The sequence below is a fragment of the Thauera aromatica genome, from assembly GCF_023093595.1.
Taxonomy (GTDB): domain Bacteria; phylum Pseudomonadota; class Gammaproteobacteria; order Burkholderiales; family Rhodocyclaceae; genus Thauera; species Thauera aromatica_A.
On the sequence record NZ_JALLIK010000095.1, the window covers coordinates 31494 to 48118 of the forward strand.

Consider the following 16625-nt stretch of genomic DNA (forward strand, 5'->3'; position numbering starts at 1 on the left):
GAGCGAGCGTGAAACTGTGTGACTTCGAAGTCGGTCTCGACCGGCCGCTGTTCCTGATCGCCGGACCCTGCGTCGCCGAGTCCGCGCAGATGTGCCTCGACATCGCTGGGCAGATGAAGGAAATCTGCACCGGGCTGGGCATCCCCTACATCTTCAAGGCCTCGTACGACAAGGCCAACCGCAGCTCGGGCAAGAGTTTCCGCGGCCACGGCATGGATGCCGGGCTGAAGATGCTCGAGGCGGTGAAGACGCAGCTCGGCCTGCCGGTGCTGACCGACGTGCACACGATCGAGGAGATCCCGCTCGTCGCTTCCGTGGTCGACGTGTTGCAGACGCCAGCCTTCCTCTGCCGCCAGACCGACTTCATCCATGCGGTGGCGGCCAGCGGCAAGCCGGTGAACATCAAGAAGGGCCAGTTCCTCGCCCCGGGCGACATGAAGAACGTCGCGGAGAAGGCGAAGGAGGCCAATGGCGGCGCCGACACCATCCTGGTGTGCGAGCGCGGGGCCTCCTTCGGCTACAACAACCTCGTCTCCGACATGCGATCGCTGGCGATCATGCGCGACACCGGCTGCCCGGTCGTGTTCGACGCCACCCACTCGGTGCAGCTGCCGGGCGGTCAGGGCACGGCCTCGGGCGGCCAGCGCGAGTTCGTCCCGGTGCTGGCGCGCGCCGCCGTCGCGGTCGGCGTCGCCGGCCTCTTCATGGAGACCCACCCCGATCCCGCGAAGGCGCTGTCGGACGGCCCCAACGCCTGGCCGCTGGCGAAAATGAAGGCGCTGCTGACCACCCTCAAGGAAATCGATGCGCTGGTCAAGCGCCAGGGCTTCCTCGAAACCACGCTTTGAGTTTCGAACCTCCCGTCGTTTCGAATGATCCGTAACTGCAACAGGACAAGACATGAGTGCAATCGTTGATGTGATCGCCCGCGAGATTCTCGATTCCCGCGGCAACCCCACCGTCGAAGCCGACGTGCTGCTCGAATCGGGCGTGATGGGCCGCGCCGCCGTGCCCTCGGGCGCTTCCACCGGCTCGCGCGAGGCGATCGAACTGCGTGACGGCGACAAGTCGCGCTTCCTCGGCAAGGGTGTGCTGCGCGCGGTCGAGAACGTGAACACCGAGATTGCCGAAGCGATCATCGGCCTCGACGCCGAGGAGCAGGCCTTCATCGACCGCACCCTGATCGAGCTCGACGGCACCGAGAACAAGTCGCGCCTGGGCGCCAACGCCATGCTCGCCGTTTCCATGGCGGTGGCCAAGGCTGCTTCCGAGGAGGCCGGCCTGCCGCTGTACCGCTACTTCGGCGGCTCCAGCCCGATGGTGATGCCGGTGCCGATGATGAACGTCATCAACGGCGGCGAGCACGCCAACAACAGCCTCGACATCCAGGAATGCATGATCATGCCGGTGAGCATGGGCAGCTTCCGCGAGGCCCTGCGCTGCGGCGCCGAGATCTTCCACCACCTGAAGAAGATCGTGGACGGCAAGGGTTACCCCACCACCGTCGGCGACGAGGGCGGCTTCGCCCCCAACGTCTCGGGCACCGAAGAGGCGCTCAACCTGATCCAGGAAGCGATCGTCGCCGCCGGCTACGTGCCCGGCGAGGACGTGCTGCTGGCGCTCGACTGCGCTGCCTCCGAGTTCTATAAGGACGGCAGGTACGAGCTGAAGGGCGAGGGTCTGTCGCTCACCGCCGAAGGCTTCACCGACTACCTCGAGACCCTGTGCGACAAGTTCCCGATCGTGTCGATCGAGGACGCGATGGCCGAGGGCGACTGGGACGGCTGGAAGATCCTGACCGAGCGCCTGGGTAAGCGCGTGCAACTGGTGGGCGACGACCTCTTCGTCACCAACACCCAGATCCTCGCGCAGGGCATCGAGCAGGGCGTGGCCAACTCGATCCTGATCAAGATCAACCAGATCGGCACCCTGACCGAGACCTTCGCCGCGGTCGAGATGGCCAAGCTCGCCGGCTACACCGCGGTGATCTCGCACCGCTCGGGCGAGACCGACGATTCGACCATTGCCGACATCGCCGTCGGCCTGCGCGCGATGCAGATCAAGACCGGCTCGCTGAGCCGCTCGGATCGTATCTCCAAGTACAACCAGCTGCTGCGCATCGAGGAGGACCTCGGCGACACCGCCTTCTACCCGGGCAAGCGTGCGTTCTACAACCTGCGCTGAACTCCTGCCGCGGTGAGTGCAGGACTGGAAAAGGCCGGCGGCGATCCCGTCGGCCTTTTTGCACCGCGGAGCCGCCGGCGGTCGCAGTCGACCGATCCGCATCGCACCAATCCACTCAAGCGTTGATCGTTGGAGCCTACTTCATACCATGCGCTGGCCGATCCTGATCCTGACCGCACTCGTCGTCCTCCTCCAGTACCCGCTCTGGCTGGGGAAGGGGGGCTGGCTGCAGGTCTGGGAGACCGGCCGCCAGGTGCAGGCGCAGCGGAACGACAACCTCCGGCTCGAGCAGCGCAATGCCGGGCTGGAGGCCGAGGTGAATGACCTCAAGTCGGGCAACGAGGCGATCGAGGAGCGCGCCCGCTTCGAGCTCGGCCTGACGAGGCCGGGCGAGATCTACGTCCAGATTCCCAAGCGCTGAGCTGCGCAACCCGGTGCTGCAGGCCTCACGCTGCGGACCTCAGTTGCGGGCCACCAGGGTGCGCGCGCCGTCGATGCGCTGCGCGAAGTAGCGGTTGTCGAGCCGTTCCACCCTGACCGCGCCGCGGCTCGAGGGCGCGTGGATGAAGCGCCCGTCGCCGATGTAGATCCCCATGTGGGAGTGGCGGCGCTGCAATGTGTTGAAAAATATCAGGTCCCCCGGGCGGAGCGCGTGCAGCGCGATCGGCCGGGTGTACTCGGCAATCTGCGCCGCGTTGTGCGGCAGGCGCTGCCCGCTGATGCTCTCGACGATGTACGCCACCATGCCGCTGCAATCGAGGCCGGCTTCCGGATTGCGCCCGCCGAAACGGTAACCGGTGTCGAGCAGGCCGAGCGCGAACAGCACCATCTCGCCCGCCTGCTCTTCGCCGGCGAGGGCAAAGTAGGTTCCGCCCCCCGCCGGGGCGGTGGTGTTCGTGTCGGGCCGCCGGGTGACGGGTGCCGAACTGCAACCGGCGAGTGCGGCAAGCCCGATTGCAATGGCGAGGATGGCCGGGAGATGAAGCCTTCGGAGAGACAGGAGCGCGCTCATGTCGGCAAAGATAAGCCGGAGCGCGCTGTCCGGTCCACCGTGGCGGCGGAGCCGTGCCGCCGCGTGCCGCGGCCCGGTTCGGGGGTGAGCGCGGCTCCAGCCTGCCCGTCGCGGCGCCGTGCAGCGTTAGTCGATGAGCTCGATGCGCCCGCTGACATGCACCGAGACCCGGCTTTCGCCGCCTTCAAGGGGGGCCGGCGCGGCCTCGGCGGCGAGCGCTGCGGCACGCATGCGGGGCAGGACCGGAGGTGGCAGGTCGCCGTCGCCGACGCTCAGGTGGGTGATGCGGTAGCGCTTGCCGAGCGTTCCGGCGATCAGTTCGGCGCGCTGCTCGAAGGCGCGCAGGGCGGCGACGGTCGCGGCGTCGATGGCGCCGCGGCGGGTTTCGGGGCTCGGCTGGAGGGTGATCTGCGACAGCGCGAGGCTGTTCTGGAGGGTGCCGATGAGCTCGGACATCGCCGCCAGCTTGCGGCTTTCGAGGCGGATTTCGGAGCGCATCCGCCAGGCTTCGATCTGCCCTCCGCCCTCCTTGGCATACACCGGCCAGGTCGAAGTGCTGCCCGAGCGGGTGTCGACGTCGGCATGGGAAGCGGCCCGCTGCAGTGCCGCGGCGATGCGGCGGTTGAGTTCGCTCGCCACGGCCGCCGGAGTGGGGGCGCTGTGTTCGGCGTAGAGGACGGCGACGGCGAGGTCGTTGGTCGCGCTCCGCTCGGCGCTGGCCGAAAGATCGACGCCCGGTGCGGCGTGCTTTGTCTGTGCGATCGGCTCCGGCTGTGCGAGCGCCGGCGAGGCGGGCCAGAACTGCAGCGCGATCGCCAGCAGCGCGGCGCCGCGCAGGAAGGCGGGCGTGGACATGGTTTCAGCCCTCGCCGGGCCGGATCACGCTCGCCGGCTCGAGCGCGCGCAGCCCGGTGGCGTACTGGCGGGCATTGTCGACATAGTTCTGCGCGTTGTGGATCGAGTGGGCGACGTCCTCGTCGCTGAGCGTGCGGATGATGCGCCCGGGTGAGCCGACGACCAGGGAGCGGTCGGGAATCACCCGGCCTTCGGGGATCAGGGTGTTCGCGCCGATGATGCAGTTCTTGCCGATGACCGCGTTGTTGAGCAGCACCGCGTTGATTCCGATCAGGCTGCCGTCGCCCACCGTGCACCCGTGCAGCATGGCCATGTGGCCGACGGTGACATCGCTGCCGATGGTGAGCGGCACGCCGTCGTCGGTGTGCAGCACCGAGCCGTCCTGGATGTTGGTGTTGTCGCCGATCCGGATCGGGTCGTTGTCGCCGCGAATGACCACGTTGTACCAGACGCTGACGTTGCGCCCCGCCTCGACTTCGCCGATCACCGTCGCGTTGTGGGCGATCCAGCTTCCGTCGCCGAAGCTGGGCGTACGTTCGCCCAAGGCATAGATGCTCATGTTCGTTCTCGCTCTCTGTCTCTCGCTGCACGGTCTTCGCAGCCGGGGGCGCATCATAACAAGCGCGTGATCCGGTGCAAACCCGAGCCGAGGGCGATGTCGCTGATCTGGCTGGAGATTTCTCGCTGCCGCGGTGACGGTGCTAGGATGCGGGCCGCACAGGGAAAGTCTTCATGCTCAGCTATCGTCACGCCTTCCATGCCGGGAACCACGCCGACGTCCTCAAGCATGTGGTTCTGCTCGAACTGCTCGCCTATTTCAACCGCAAGGACAAGCCCTGGCAGTACATCGACACCCATGCCGGCGGCGGTTGTTACGCGCTCGCGAGCGCGCAGGCGGAAAAGAACGCCGAATCCGCCGACGGCATCGGCCGGCTGTGGGCGCGCGAAGACCTGCCCGAGCCGGTCGCGGCCTATGTCGCCGCGGTGCGCCAGTTCAACCCCCAGGGGCGCCTGCTGTTCTATCCGGGCTCGCCGGCGCTGGCGATGACAGCCGCGCGGAGCCAGGACCGCCTGCGGCTGTTCGAACTGCATCCGGCCGATTTCGACTCCTTGCAGCGCACCTTCGCCGCCGAGCGCGGGCGCGTCCAGGTGAGCCGGGCCGACGGCTTTGCCGCCCTCAAAAGCCTGCTGCCGCCGCCTTCGCGCCGCGCCCTGGCGCTGATCGACCCGCCTTACGAGCTGAAGGAAGATTACCGCCGCGCAGTCGAGGTGCTGCGCGATGCGATGCGCCGTTTCCCCACCGGGACGTATGCCCTGTGGTATCCGATGCTGAGCCGTGCCGAAGCCCGGGCGCTGCCGGGCCGGCTGGCCGAACTGGGGGCGCAGAGCTGGCTGGAGGTGCGGCTGGCGGTCCGTAGCCCGCCGCGCGACGGGTTCGGCATGTTCGGCAGCGGACTCTACATCGTCAATCCGCCCTGGGTGCTGCCTGCGAGGCTGGAGGCGATGATGCCCTGGCTGGTCGAGCGCCTGGCGATCGATGAGGGCGCGGGCTTCGATCTCGAGCACCATATCGAGTGAGGCGGAGTTTTTACGCTGCAGCGCACGATAAGATTGGGCGAGCGCAATTTTTCTGAAACAATACGCGCTTTCGTATTGACCGGAATCCCATTGTGGACCTGCAGCAAATCAGCGAACTCGAGCGTGCCGCCCGGACCGGGCGGGGCGAACTACTGCGACTCGGGATCGGCGTCCTCTTCATCGTCGGGGTGATGTTCTACGCCGGGATGCGAGGCAACGGCGAAGCCAGCCTGATCCTGGTGATGGCGGCGATGATCGGTGGCTACATGGCGATGAACATCGGCGCCAACGATGTCGCCAACAACGTCGGCCCGGCGGTCGGCTCGCGGGCATTGAGCCTGGCCGGCGCCCTGGTGATCGCCGCCGTGTTCGAGGCCGCCGGGGCGCTGATCGCCGGTGGCGAAGTGGTCGGCACCATCCGCAACGGCATCATCGACCCCGATCTGATCCCCGATGCCGACACTTTCGTCTGGATCATGCTCGCCGCGCTGCTCGCCGGCGCGCTGTGGCTGAACATCGCCACCGCGGTGGGAGCGCCGGTGTCGACGACGCACTCGATTGTCGGCGCCGTGCTCGGTGCGGGCATGGCGGCGGCCGGCCCCGCCATCGTCGACTGGGCGACGATGGGCAACATCGCGGCGAGCTGGGTGATTTCGCCGCTGCTCGGCGGCGTGTTCGCCGCCGGCTTCCTGTACCTGGTCAAGCGCAGCATCACCTACCAGGCCGACATGGCCGAGGCGGCGTGCCGGATGGTGCCGCTGCTGGTCGGACTGATGGCGTGGACGTTCGCTACCTACCTGATCCTGAAAGGCCTGAACAAGGTGTGGAAAGTGGGCTTCGTCGCCGCGCTGGGGTATGGCTTCGTCGTCGGTATCGGCGTCACCCTGCTGGTGAGGCGGCTGGTGTCGGGGCGGAACGGCATCGTCGCCAACACCAAGCAGAGCGTGAACCGGCTGTTTACCGTGCCGCTGATCTTCGCCGCGGCGCTGCTCAGTTTCGCCCACGGTTCCAACGACGTCGCCAACGCGGTCGGGCCGCTGGCGGCGATCGTCGATGTCGTTACCCACGAGGGCGTGATCAGCAAGGCGGCGGCGATCCCCACCTGGGTGATGATGGTCGGTGCGATCGGCATTTCGCTCGGACTGGCGCTGTTCGGCCCCAAAGTCATCCGCACGGTGGGCTCGGAGATCACCGAGCTCGATCAGATGCGGGCCTACTGCATCGCGATGGCGGCCACGATCACGGTGATCGTCGCCAGCCAGTTCGGCCTGCCGGTGAGCTCGACCCATATCGCGGTGGGCGGGGTGTTCGGCGTCGGCTTCCTGCGCGAGTACCTCAAGAGCAATTACGACCGGATGCTGTCCGAGATCAAGGCGCACCACCCCGAGGGCGACCAGGCCGCGATCGAAGGTTTCATCGCGCGCTTCGAAAAAGCCTCGGTGGAAGAAAAGGGAGCGATGCTGCGCGATCTGAAGGAGCGCTCGAAGAACGCCGAGGACCCTGCGCATTTTTCCAAGGGTGAGCGCAAGAACCTGAAAAAGGTCTACCGCCGCGAGCTGGTCAAGCGCTCGCAACTGCTGCGCATCGCCGCCGCCTGGGTGATCACCGTTCCGGCCTCGGCGCTGATGGCGGCAATTCTCTTCTTTACCATCCGCGGCATGATGGTGTCTTGAGTCCGGCGGCCGGGCGGGGGCTGCGCGCATGAACCTGGCTGAAGTTGCCGCGCTGCTGGCGCTGGGCGGGGTGGCGTGGTTCTGGCTCGACAGCCTGAAAGCGCGCGAAGCCGGTGTGCTGGCGGCGCGGCGGGCCTGCGCGCGCGAAGGCGTGCAGTTCCTCGACGAAACCGTCGTCGGCCACGGCCTTCGTCCGGCGCGCGATGAGCGCGGCCACATGGTGCTGCGGCGTGCCTACGAGTTCGAATACTCGCTCACCGGCAATGACCGCTATCACGGCAGCGTGGTGCTCGAAGGGCGGGAGGTGACGCTGGTTGATGTGAGTGAACATCGACCGCCGGTGTCGGCGGTCGTCGTCGACCTGCGCTGAAGCCGCCCGCTCAGCTGCGGCGATGTTCGATGGCGCGCAGGAACTCGGCGCGCGACTGGGGCGAGCGCTCGAATTCTCCGCAGAAAGCCTGGGTGATCACGCGTTCGTCGCCGCGGCGGTCCTCGCCGAGGAGCAGGCACAGCTGTTCGGCTTCGATCACGCACGCCGCGCCCGCGGCCTTGCCGTGCGTCATCAGGGCTTCGGCGATGTCGCGCGTCATCCATTCCTGGTACGTGAAGCGGTGCCCGATCGCATCGACGAGGCGGGCGATGCGGCCGAAACCGTGGAGCCGCCCTCCCGGCAGGTAGGCGACGTGGGCAAGGCCGCGGAAAGGCACCAGGTGGTGCGGGCAGACGCCATGCACGGCGATGCCGCGCACCACCACCATGTCCCGGCGCGGGTCTTCGAAGCCGTCGCCGAGCACTTCGGCCGGATCGAGATCGTAGCCGCCGAGCAGGCGATGCTGCCACAGCTCGCGCACGCGCTGGGCGGTGCGTCCGGTGTGCGAAGTGTCGGCAGCGACGCCGCAGGCGCGCAGCAGATCGACCACGGCCTGCTCGAACGCGGCGGGGTCGAACTCGCCGCGGCGGGCGATTCCTATTGCCCGCGGCCGGGGAGGGGGCGGATGTTCGTGTGTGCTCATGCCTGGATTCCTGGCGCTGCCTGTGCATCGGGAGGATCCGATGATACGCCCCCGCGCCGCCGCTGCCGACCGCTTCGCGCATTGCCTCTGCGGCAGCGGGTGGGCACAATGGGCGCCTTTTTCACGGTGCCCGTCATGATTCTTTCCGACTCCGTCCTGCCCGCCGACCCGCTCGCCGCGCAGGTCGATGCCGCCGCCCAGCGTCAGGCCGCGCGGCTGGCGCAGGATGCATTCGCACGCGTGTTCCGCCTCAGCGTGTCGGAAAGCGATGCGGCCCGTCGCAAAGGGGTGGCCGAACTGCACGCGGACCTGCGCGACTGGGCCGGCACCGGAGCAGGCGAGGAAGCGCGCGCGTTGCGCCTGGCCCTGCTGTTGTCGGGGATGGATCAATGGGGGCTGGCGTGGAGCCAGGCCTTCGGGCTGGTGGCGATCCCCGGCCTGAGCGAACTGGTCGGCGCCTTGCGCACCGGGCTCGATGAGCAGGCCGAGGCGCGCTTCCTGCGACAGTTCGAGGCGCTCGCTGCGGCCGAGGAGAGCGCCATCGATTTCAAGGTGGAACTGCGCCGGGGCCTTCATTTAGCCTTGTGGCACGCTGCGATCGCCGCCGAAGACCGCGATCAGGCGCTGCGCCTTGCCGGCCAGCTCGGCAGCCAGCTGCTGGCCCTGGTGCGCGACATGCCGCACGCCGGCTGGCGCCTGGTCGCCGACGCCCTCGCCTTCATCCAGATCCGTTGCCTGGCCGACGGCCTTGCGGCCGAAGGGGTGGGACAGGAGGCGACCCAGGCCTTGTTCGCCGCGCTCGGGCGCGAATTGCCGAAGGAACTCGGCGAGCGCGTGATGGCCCACGCGGCGCGCGCGGTGATCGCCTGGCAGCAGGCCGAACGTGCCGCCGGGCAGGTGCACTGATGGCGCTCAAGGCCACGATCTTCAAGGCCGAGATCCAGGTCGCCGACATCGACCGCGGCCACTATGCCGACTATGCGCTGACCCTGGCGCGCCACCCGTCGGAAACCGACGAGCGGATGATGGTGCGCCTGCTCGCGTTTGCGCTGTTCGCCGACCCCGCGCTCGGTTTCGGCAAGGGGCTGTGCGCCGATGACGAACCCGATCTGTGGCAGAAGGACTTGACCGGCACCATCGAGCGCTGGATCGACGTCGGCCAGCCCGACGAGAAGTGGGTGCGCAAAGCCTGCGGGCGCGCCCGCGAAGTGGTCGTCCTCGCCTACGGGCGCGCGCTCGATGTATGGTGGAGCGGTGCCCGGGCACGGCTCGAGCGGCAGTCCGGGCTGCAGGTGATCGAGCTGACGCGCGAAGCCGGCGCCGAGCTGGCGAAGCTCGCCGAGCGCACGATGCGCCTGCAGTTCAGCATCCAGGACGGCCAGGTGTGGGTCACCAACGGACGCGCCACGGTGAGCATCGAGCCGCGCTGGCTGCTGGGCGAGCGGCGGCTGGCCGAAGGCTCAGGCGACTGAGGGTTCGGTCGGTTCGGTCGCGGATTCGGTCCGGTTGTCGTGGCCGGCGTACCACGACAACCAGCCGACGATGTGCTCGGCCGGCATCGGGCGTGCGATGCCGTAGCCCTGGCCGAGGCGGCAGCCGAGCGCGCGCAACGCGGCGGCATGTTCGGGCGTTTCCACCCCTTCGGCGATGACTTCGCGGCCGAAGGCCTCGGCGAGCTGGATCACGCTTTGGACGATGGCGCGGTCTTCGGCATCGTCGAGCATGTCGAGCACGAAGCTGCGGTCGATCTTCAGGCGGTCGACCGGGAGCTGGCGGAAGTACTTGAGCGACGCGTAGCCGGTGCCGAAGTCGTCCAGCGCCAGGCGCACGCCCAGGGCGTGGCAGGTGCGCAGGGCCTCGAGCGCGGTGTCCATGTCGTCGATCGCGGTGGATTCGAGGATTTCGAGCTCGAGCTGGTTCGGTCGCACTTCGGGGTGGCGGGCGAGAAGCTGCTCGAGTCGTTCGGGAAAATCCGGCTGCAGCAGATGGTTGGCGCCGATGTTGACGCTGGCCGACAGCGGATGTCCGGCGTGCGCCCAGGCTTCGATCTGGCTCAGTGCGGTGTCGATCACCCACTCTCCGAGGGCAGGTTCGAGCGCGGTGCCTTCGATATAGGACAGGAAGCTGGCGGGCGGCAGCAGGCCTTCTTCCGGGTGCAGCCAGCGGATCAGCGCCTCGGTGCCGACGATTTCGCCGGTGACCATGTTCACCTGGGGTTGGTAATGGAGGATGAACTCGTGCGCCTGCAATGCCTGCTCGAGCCGGGTGTAGCGCTGCCTGCGGTTGATCAGTTCCACTTCGATCCCCGGATCGAACATCTGGATGCAGTTGCGCCCCTGCTGCTTGGCCCGGTACATCGCCTGGTCGGCGTGGCGCAGCAAGGTGTCGGGGTCGGCGTCGTCCTCCGGGAACAGCGTCGCGCCGATGCTGACCGATACCGAGACGGTCTCGGTACCGATCTGGATGGGGGCGCTGACCGCGTGCAGTACCCGCTCGAGCACTCTGGTGTTGACAACGTCCTCGAGCAGGAGGACGAACTCATCGCCGCCGAGCCGGGCCACGGTGTCGGTGCCACGCAGCATGGTGTTCAGGCGCTGTACGGTGGTCACCAGCACGCGGTCGCCGATTTCGTGGCCGTAGCGGTCGTTGATCGGCTTGAATTCGTCCAGATCGAGGACGCACACCGCCAGCGGCTTGCCGCTGCGCCGCGCGCGCGCGATGGCCTGGCGCAGGCGCTCGCCGAGCAGACGACGGTTGGGGGCGCCGGTGAGCGGATCGAAATGGGCGATGCGCTTGAGTTCCTCCTCGTGGCGCTTGAGGCGGCTGATGTCCACGAATACGGCCACATAGTGGCTCAGCGTCCCGTTGTCGTCCTTGACTCTGCTGATGGAGAGGATTTCGGCATATTCCTCACCGCTTTTGCGCCGATTCCAGATTTCACCCTGCCAGTGATCGGTTTCGTTCAGCGCGGCCCACATCCTGCGGTAGAAGTCGGTATCGTGCCGCCCGGAGCGCAGGAGGGAGGGCGTCTTGCCGAGGGCCTCCTCGGGCGCATACCCGGTGATGCGGGTGAAGGCGGGATTGACGTCGATGATCCGGTTTTCGGCGTCGGTGATGACGATCGCCTCGTAGCTGCTGGAGAATACGTTGGCCGCTAGACGCAGCTTTTCCTCGTTGCGCTTGCGCCCCGAGATGTCGATCTGGGCGCCGACCACCAGTTGCGGACGGCCGGCGTCGTTGTGCCGCAGCACCAGTGCCCGGTCATGCACCCAGACCCAGTGTCCGGCATGGTGGCGCAGGCGCAGATCCTGCTCATAGTAGGAGGTTTCGCCGTTCAGGTGGCCGACCAGGGCGGTTTCGACCCGGGCCAGATCGTCGGGATGGACCAGGGTGCGCCATCGGTCCAGGTTCAGCGTGAGGCGCTCCTCGCCGCCCAGGCCGAGCATCTCCGCCCAGCGCCGGTCGACACGGCGCTCGCCGCTGCCGACGTCCCATTCCCAACTGCCGGCACGGGTGGCTTCGACGACGTTGCCCATATGCCGATGCTCGAATTCGAGCTCGCTTGCGAGGGCTTTCATCCGCATGTGCGCCCACAGCAGCCGCAACAGCAGCAGGACGAGGGCGGCCGCGGCCAGGGCGACGGCGAGCAGCTTGAAGCGGTAGCGCGTCCACACATCGTCCCAAGTAAACACGGGGGCGGCTTCGAAGGGGGGCTGGCGCAGTTCGCGCAGGAGGGTTTCGACGTCCGAGTAGTCGGCCGCCACGGTGAAGCCCTGGATGGCCGCGGCCTGTGCGGCGGGGTGCTCGGCAGGCAGCAGCAGTGCGAGCGCACCGATCTTGCGGACCACGCTTTCATCCGCGTGGGGGAGCGCGACGAGCGGCCATTCCGGGTAGAGGCGGGTGGAGGTGACGTAAGGGTAGTTGGGCGGCGATTGGCGGTTGATGACCTGGAGGCTGGAGACTTCGGGGTGTCCTTCGCGGATGAGTTGCTCGAGGAGTCCGGTGCGGATGAAGGCGGCATCGGCCTCGCGGGCGATCACTGCGAACACGGCGCTGTCCTGTTCCTGGTCGAGGGGCTTGAGGCGCAGCGTATCCGGGTCGATGCCGGCGGTCTTGAGTTCGAGGGCCTGGGCGGCATAGGTCGCGAGAAAGTTGGCGCTGGAAGTGGCGACGACTTTGCCCTTGAGGTCTTCGAGGCGACGGATCGCCGGGTTGTCCGAGCGGGCGACGATTACGCCGCCGTAGGTCGAGACCGGGCGGCCGTAGTCCAGGTTGACCTGGGTCGCGATCGCGCCGGAGAGTTCGTTTTCCGCCCGCAGGGCGATGAAATGCGCCGGGTTGGTGAGGACCAGATCGAGCTCGTGGCTTTGCAGTGCGGCCTGCATCTCCGCCTGGTCGAGAACGCGCAGACGGACTTCCCGTCCGCCCAGGCCGCTACGGAGATAATCCGCGAAAGGGCGCCAGGCGGCCTCGATGATGGGTTTTGGGCGGAGGGCGAACACGCCCAGCGTGATCGGTTTCGTGTCCGCGGCAATGACCATCCCGGCGCAAAGGGCGAGCACGAGCGCGCTGAAGTATCGGAGCAAGCGCGTCATCGCCCGTCGTGGCCTCCTGCCGCAGTGGCGGGAGTGGTGAGGGGCAGGTGGGCCGGCAGCAGGTGCATTTCGACGCTCTTGTCATTCTGGCGGGACGATGATAACGCAGGCCGTCCTTGTGTTTCGTGAATGAATGCACGAATTACTGTCATTCGGATGTGCTGGCGGGTTTATCCACGACGGGGAGGCTTGGCCGGGCGCCGGGGCGCACCATGGGCATGGGGTTTGTCGCCGGCGTGCACCGCCCCGCGCGCTTCGAAACCGTCTTTCCCGCGCGGACGGGGTTCGCCGCCGGCGGGCGCGGCGTCGCGCGGCCGCGGCCGGCGTTCGGGCATGGCGGCCGCTTCGGCATCGCTCAGTGCGCGGATGTTGAGGGGCATCTGGCGGACGCGGGTGCGTTTCAGGGTGGCGAGCAGGTCTTCGGGCAGGCGGGCGGGCAGCTCCACCGTGGCGAAATCGTCGAACAGGTGGATCTGGCCGATGAACCTGCCCTCGATGCCGCCTTCGTTGGCGATGGCGCCGACGATCTCCTTCGGGCTCGCGCCCTGGTTGCGGCCGACCTCGATACGGTAGCGCACCAGGGCGCCGTCGCTGAAGGCACGGCGGCGGGCGAGGATTTCGTCGCGGTTGGGGCGCTGTGCGCGTTCGCGTGCGGCGCCGGTGGTGAAATGTTCGGCGCGCGGTGGCCGGCCTCCTTCTACGGAGGGCGTGGTGGCGATCTCCCAGCCGCGGCCGGATTCCTCGAGCTGCAGGGGGCGGTCACGCTGCGCCAGCAAGGCGAGGGCGGCGGCCACTTCGTGGACGTCGAGCTCGTTCTCGTCGATGAGATCGTTGACCAGGTTCATGAAGAACCCCAACTCGCCGCCGCCCAGGGTGTCGACCACCTGGCGCTTGAACTGGGCGACGCGCAGGTTGGTCACTTCTTCGCTGCTGGGCAGCGCGATCGGGGTGATCGGCTGGCGGGTAGCACGCTCGATCATTTTCAGCATGCGCGTCTCGCGCGGGGCGACGAACAGGATCGCCGCGCCCTCGCGGCCGGCGCGGCCGGTGCGGCCGATGCGGTGTACGTAGGCTTCGGTATCGTAGGGGATGTCGTAGTTGATGACGTGGGAGACGCGCGGAACGTCGATGCCGCGCGCGGCGACGTCGGTGGCGATGACGATGTCGAGCGCCCCGTTCTTCAACTGCTCGATCACGCGCTCACGCAGGCCCTGGGTCATGTCGCCGTTGAGCGCGGCGGCCGCGTAGCCGCGGGCGGCGAGCTTGTCGGCGAGCTCTTCGGTGGCGATCTTGGTGCGCACGAAGACGAGCGCCGCGTCGAAGCTCTCTTCGGCATCAAGGATGCGGGTGAGGGCGTCGAGCTTGTCCACGCCACGCACCAGCCAGTAGCGCTGGCTGATCTTGGACACCGTGGCGGTGGCGGAGCGGATCTTGATTTCTTCCGGCTCGCGCAGGTGGCGGCGGGCGACTTCGCGGATCACGTTCGGCATCGTCGCCGAGAACAGCGCGGTCTGGCGTTCGGCCGGAGTGTGTTCGAGGATCCACTCGACATCCTCGATGAAGCCCATGCGCAGCATCTCGTCGGCTTCGTCGAGGACGAGTGCGCGCAGGCTGTCGAGTTTGAGGCTGCCGCGTTCGAGGTGGTCCATGATCCGTCCCGGGGTGCCGACGATGATCTGGGCGCCGCGCGACAGCTGGCGCAGTTGCACCACCATGCTCTGGCCGCCGTAGATCGGCAGGACGTGGAAGTTCTTCAGGTGGTGGGCGTACTTGGCGAACGCCTCGGCGACCTGGATCGCCAACTCGCGTGTGGGAGTGAGCACCAATACCTGCGGCCGGCTGTCGGCGAGATCGAGGCGGGCCAGCATCGGCAGGGCGAAGGCGGCGGTCTTGCCGGTGCCGGTCTGGGCTTCGCCGAGGATGTCGCGGCCGGCGAGCAGCAGCGGGATGCATGCCGCCTGGATCGGGGATGGCGTCTCATAGCCGACTTCGGTCAGCGCGGACAGGAGGGGCGCGGGCAGTTCGAGGTCGGCGAAGCGCAAGGCAGCGCCGATGGCGGGCGAAGGAAGGCTGGCGTCGGGGAGGCTGGAGTCGGTCATGGCAGGCGGGCCGTGGAAGTGGCGGAAGGCAGGGCGAAAGGCAGCAGCGCTGCGAAGCCGCGATTATCGGCGATTCGGCGCGGCGAATGAAAAAAGCGGCTCACGGCCGCGCGCCTGCATGCTTGCGGCGCCACAAAAGCAAAAACGCGGCCTCTGGCCGCGTTTCCGGATAACCGAAACGAGTCGATTACAGCGGGCGGATGTTGGCCGCCTGCAGGCCCTTCGGGCCGGTCTTGACTTCGAATTCCACGCGCTGGTTTTCAGCCAGGCTCTTGAAACCCTTGCTCTGGATTTCGGAGAAGTGGGCGAACAGGTCGTCGCCGCCGCCTTCCGGAGTGATGAAGCCGAAGCCCTTGGCGTCGTTGAACCACTTGACGGTACCGGTTTGAGTGCTCATTTGCGTTCCATATATAAAGATTGCGGGCTCGCGCCCTGAAAATGCAGGAACGATCAAGAAACGTAATCAGGAGGCATCGGACCGGCACGCGCTCTCTTGGAACACGCTGGGTAACCACCAGAACAACCACTGCTTGAATCGACTGCGAACGGCACGATACACGGTTTTCATCGCTTGGGTGAATTTATTTGCGGCCTCCGGCGAAAAAATTCTTTAGCCGGGGTGGGATAATTACAAATTCGACAGTCCTGTGGATTTCCCATGCCCATCCAGTGGTTTCCAGGTCATATGGCCTCGGCGCGCAAGAAAGCGGCCGAGGCCATGGCCGCGATCGACGTCGTCATCGAGGTGACCGACGCCCGTCTGCCCGAGGCCAGCAGCAACCCCATGATCGCCGAGTTGCGCCGGTTCCGGAACCGGCCCTGCCTGAAACTGCTGAACAAGTCCGATCTGGCCGATCCGGCAGCGACCAAGGCGTGGATGGAGTTTTACAACCGCCAGCCGGGAGTCCGGGCGGTGGCGATCTCGGCCAAGAACGCGGCCGAGGCCGCCCGTGTCCCGGCGCTGTGCCGCCAGCTCGCTCCGCACCGCGACGACGGCACCAAGCCGCTGCGGATGATGATCATGGGGATTCCCAACGTCGGTAAATCGACGCTGATGAATGCCCTGCTCAAGCGCAAGGTGGCCAAGGTCGGCGACGAGCCGGCAGTGACCAAGCACCAGCAGACGCTCGATCTGGGGCCGGGCATGACCCTGACCGACACCCCCGGCATGATGTGGCCGAAAATCGACTACGACGCCGACGGCTACATGCTCGCCGCCAGCCATGCGATCGGGCGCAATGCGGTGATCGACGAGGAAGTGGCGGCTTTCCTGGGCGAAATCCTGATCGCACGCTACCGCCCCTTGCTCGCCGCACGCTACCGGCTCGAACCGGCGACGCTGGCCGGCTTTGACGGTCCGGCACTGGTGGAGGCGGTCGGTCACCGCCGCGGTTGCCTGGTGAAGGGCGGGGGGCTCGACCTGGAAAAGGCGGCGCAGATCCTGCTTCAGGATTACCGCGACGGCGTGCTCGGGCGGATCAGCCTGGAAACGCCGCAGACGCGGATGCAGATGATCGCCGCCGCGGAGGCCGCGCGGGCCGCGGTGCAGGACCCGGATGCCGCCGGGCAGGATGCCGGCTGAGCCCCCGTGGCGGACTCGGCGGGCGGATTCGATG

General features: G+C 67.4%; 16 protein-coding genes. 9 read left to right on the plus strand and 7 right to left on the minus strand.

The genetic code is table 11. The annotated features are described in order from the left end of the window. The first annotated feature begins 8 nt into the window (after positions 1-8). The 3 genes from kdsA (at position 9) to ftsB (ending at position 2605) form a co-directional block, all read left to right on the plus strand. The gene (kdsA, locus tag MXC99_RS07075) at positions 9-848 is read left to right on the plus strand and encodes a 3-deoxy-8-phosphooctulonate synthase (protein WP_247724784.1); all 840 of its coding nucleotides are present in this window, start codon (positions 9-11) and stop codon (positions 846-848) included. Positions 849-900: 52 nt separating this feature from the next. Further along, on the plus strand, positions 901-2184 hold the full coding sequence (gene eno, locus MXC99_RS07080) for a phosphopyruvate hydratase (protein ID WP_247724785.1): 1284 nt from the start codon (positions 901-903) through the stop codon (positions 2182-2184). 148 nt (positions 2185-2332) lie between these two features. After that, on the plus strand, positions 2333-2605 hold the full coding sequence (gene ftsB / locus MXC99_RS07085) for a cell division protein FtsB (RefSeq protein WP_247724786.1): 273 nt from the start codon (positions 2333-2335) through the stop codon (positions 2603-2605). 39 nt (positions 2606-2644) lie between these two features. Here ftsB and MXC99_RS07090 read toward each other — a convergent pair whose 3' ends face one another. The 3 genes from MXC99_RS07090 to MXC99_RS07100 all read right to left on the minus strand — a co-directional run bounded on the left by MXC99_RS07090 (position 2645) and on the right by MXC99_RS07100 (position 4610). Beyond that, positions 2645-3196, minus strand: coding sequence for a C40 family peptidase (locus MXC99_RS07090; RefSeq protein WP_247724787.1), 552 nt, complete (start codon positions 3194-3196; stop codon positions 2645-2647). Between the two features lie 126 nt (positions 3197-3322). Next, complete coding sequence (locus tag MXC99_RS07095; protein ID WP_247724788.1) at positions 3323-4051, minus strand: SIMPL domain-containing protein; 729 nt, start codon at positions 4049-4051, stop codon at positions 3323-3325. A gap of 4 nt (positions 4052-4055) precedes the next feature. After that, complete coding sequence (locus MXC99_RS07100) at positions 4056-4610, minus strand: gamma carbonic anhydrase family protein (protein ID WP_107220541.1); 555 nt, start codon at positions 4608-4610, stop codon at positions 4056-4058. Positions 4611-4783: 173 nt separating this feature from the next. Here MXC99_RS07100 and MXC99_RS07105 point away from each other — a divergent pair, with 173 nt between their 5' ends. The 3 genes from MXC99_RS07105 (at position 4784) to MXC99_RS07115 (ending at position 7672) form a co-directional block, all read left to right on the plus strand. Continuing rightward, positions 4784-5629, plus strand: a complete 846-nt coding sequence (locus MXC99_RS07105; RefSeq protein ID WP_247724789.1) for a 23S rRNA (adenine(2030)-N(6))-methyltransferase RlmJ — start codon at positions 4784-4786, stop codon at positions 5627-5629. Between the two features lie 92 nt (positions 5630-5721). Next, a complete protein-coding gene (locus MXC99_RS07110) occupies positions 5722-7302 on the plus strand; it encodes an inorganic phosphate transporter (RefSeq protein ID WP_247724790.1) in 1581 nt (526 codons plus the stop codon). Positions 7303-7330: 28 nt separating this feature from the next. Continuing rightward, a complete protein-coding gene (locus MXC99_RS07115; RefSeq protein WP_247724791.1) occupies positions 7331-7672 on the plus strand; it encodes a DUF3301 domain-containing protein in 342 nt (113 codons plus the stop codon). A 10-nt stretch (positions 7673-7682) separates the two neighbouring features. Here MXC99_RS07115 and folE read toward each other — a convergent pair whose 3' ends face one another. Next, positions 7683-8315 (minus strand): GTP cyclohydrolase I FolE, encoded by a 633-nt coding sequence (gene folE / locus MXC99_RS07120; protein WP_247724792.1) that lies wholly within the window; start codon positions 8313-8315, stop codon positions 7683-7685. A gap of 135 nt (positions 8316-8450) precedes the next feature. Here folE and MXC99_RS07125 point away from each other — a divergent pair, with 135 nt between their 5' ends. Both MXC99_RS07125 and MXC99_RS07130 read left to right on the plus strand, forming a co-directional pair. Next, on the plus strand, positions 8451-9221 hold the full coding sequence (locus tag MXC99_RS07125; RefSeq protein WP_247724793.1) for a hypothetical protein: 771 nt from the start codon (positions 8451-8453) through the stop codon (positions 9219-9221). Then, positions 9221-9787 (plus strand): YaeQ family protein, encoded by a 567-nt coding sequence (locus tag MXC99_RS07130; protein ID WP_247724794.1) that lies wholly within the window; start codon positions 9221-9223, stop codon positions 9785-9787. Before MXC99_RS07125 ends, MXC99_RS07130 begins: the two co-directional genes overlap by 1 nt. Here MXC99_RS07130 and MXC99_RS07135 read toward each other — a convergent pair. The 3 genes from MXC99_RS07135 to cspE form a co-directional block, all read right to left on the minus strand. Continuing rightward, positions 9776-12910, minus strand: coding sequence for an EAL domain-containing protein (locus MXC99_RS07135; RefSeq protein WP_247724795.1), 3135 nt, complete (start codon positions 12908-12910; stop codon positions 9776-9778). The two genes, MXC99_RS07130 and MXC99_RS07135, sit on opposite strands and share 12 nt — an antisense overlap. 170 nt (positions 12911-13080) lie before the next feature. Further along, the gene (locus MXC99_RS07140; RefSeq protein WP_247724796.1) at positions 13081-15009 is read right to left on the minus strand and encodes a DEAD/DEAH box helicase; all 1929 of its coding nucleotides are present in this window, start codon (positions 15007-15009) and stop codon (positions 13081-13083) included. A 187-nt stretch (positions 15010-15196) separates the two neighbouring features. Beyond that, positions 15197-15406, minus strand: coding sequence for a transcription antiterminator/RNA stability regulator CspE (gene cspE, locus MXC99_RS07145; protein ID WP_002926583.1), 210 nt, complete (start codon positions 15404-15406; stop codon positions 15197-15199). Positions 15407-15667: 261 nt separating this feature from the next. Here cspE and ylqF point away from each other — a divergent pair, with 261 nt between their 5' ends. Next, the gene (gene ylqF, locus MXC99_RS07150) at positions 15668-16591 is read left to right on the plus strand and encodes a ribosome biogenesis GTPase YlqF (protein ID WP_247724797.1); all 924 of its coding nucleotides are present in this window, start codon (positions 15668-15670) and stop codon (positions 16589-16591) included. Positions 16592-16625: the final 34 nt, after the last annotated feature.

Coding starts and splice junctions, on each gene's coding strand:
- eno (WP_247724785.1), top strand. CDS start 901: ATGAGTGCAATCGTTGATGTGATCGCCCGCGAGATTCTCGATTCCCGC.
- ftsB (WP_247724786.1), top strand. CDS start 2,333: ATGCGCTGGCCGATCCTGATCCTGACCGCACTCGTCGTCCTCCTCCAG.
- MXC99_RS07090 (WP_247724787.1), bottom strand. CDS start 3,196: ATGAGCGCGCTCCTGTCTCTCCGAAGGCTTCATCTCCCGGCCATCCTC.
- MXC99_RS07095 (WP_247724788.1), bottom strand. CDS start 4,051: ATGTCCACGCCCGCCTTCCTGCGCGGCGCCGCGCTGCTGGCGATCGCG.
- MXC99_RS07100 (WP_107220541.1), bottom strand. CDS start 4,610: ATGAGCATCTATGCCTTGGGCGAACGTACGCCCAGCTTCGGCGACGGA.
- MXC99_RS07105 (WP_247724789.1), top strand. CDS start 4,784: ATGCTCAGCTATCGTCACGCCTTCCATGCCGGGAACCACGCCGACGTC.
- MXC99_RS07115 (WP_247724791.1), top strand. CDS start 7,331: ATGAACCTGGCTGAAGTTGCCGCGCTGCTGGCGCTGGGCGGGGTGGCG.
- folE (WP_247724792.1), bottom strand. CDS start 8,315: ATGAGCACACACGAACATCCGCCCCCTCCCCGGCCGCGGGCAATAGGA.
- MXC99_RS07125 (WP_247724793.1), top strand. CDS start 8,451: ATGATTCTTTCCGACTCCGTCCTGCCCGCCGACCCGCTCGCCGCGCAG.
- MXC99_RS07130 (WP_247724794.1), top strand. CDS start 9,221: ATGGCGCTCAAGGCCACGATCTTCAAGGCCGAGATCCAGGTCGCCGAC.
- MXC99_RS07135 (WP_247724795.1), bottom strand. CDS start 12,910: ATGACGCGCTTGCTCCGATACTTCAGCGCGCTCGTGCTCGCCCTTTGC.
- MXC99_RS07140 (WP_247724796.1), bottom strand. CDS start 15,009: ATGACCGACTCCAGCCTCCCCGACGCCAGCCTTCCTTCGCCCGCCATC.
- cspE (WP_002926583.1), bottom strand. CDS start 15,406: ATGAGCACTCAAACCGGTACCGTCAAGTGGTTCAACGACGCCAAGGGC.
- ylqF (WP_247724797.1), top strand. CDS start 15,668: ATGCCCATCCAGTGGTTTCCAGGTCATATGGCCTCGGCGCGCAAGAAA.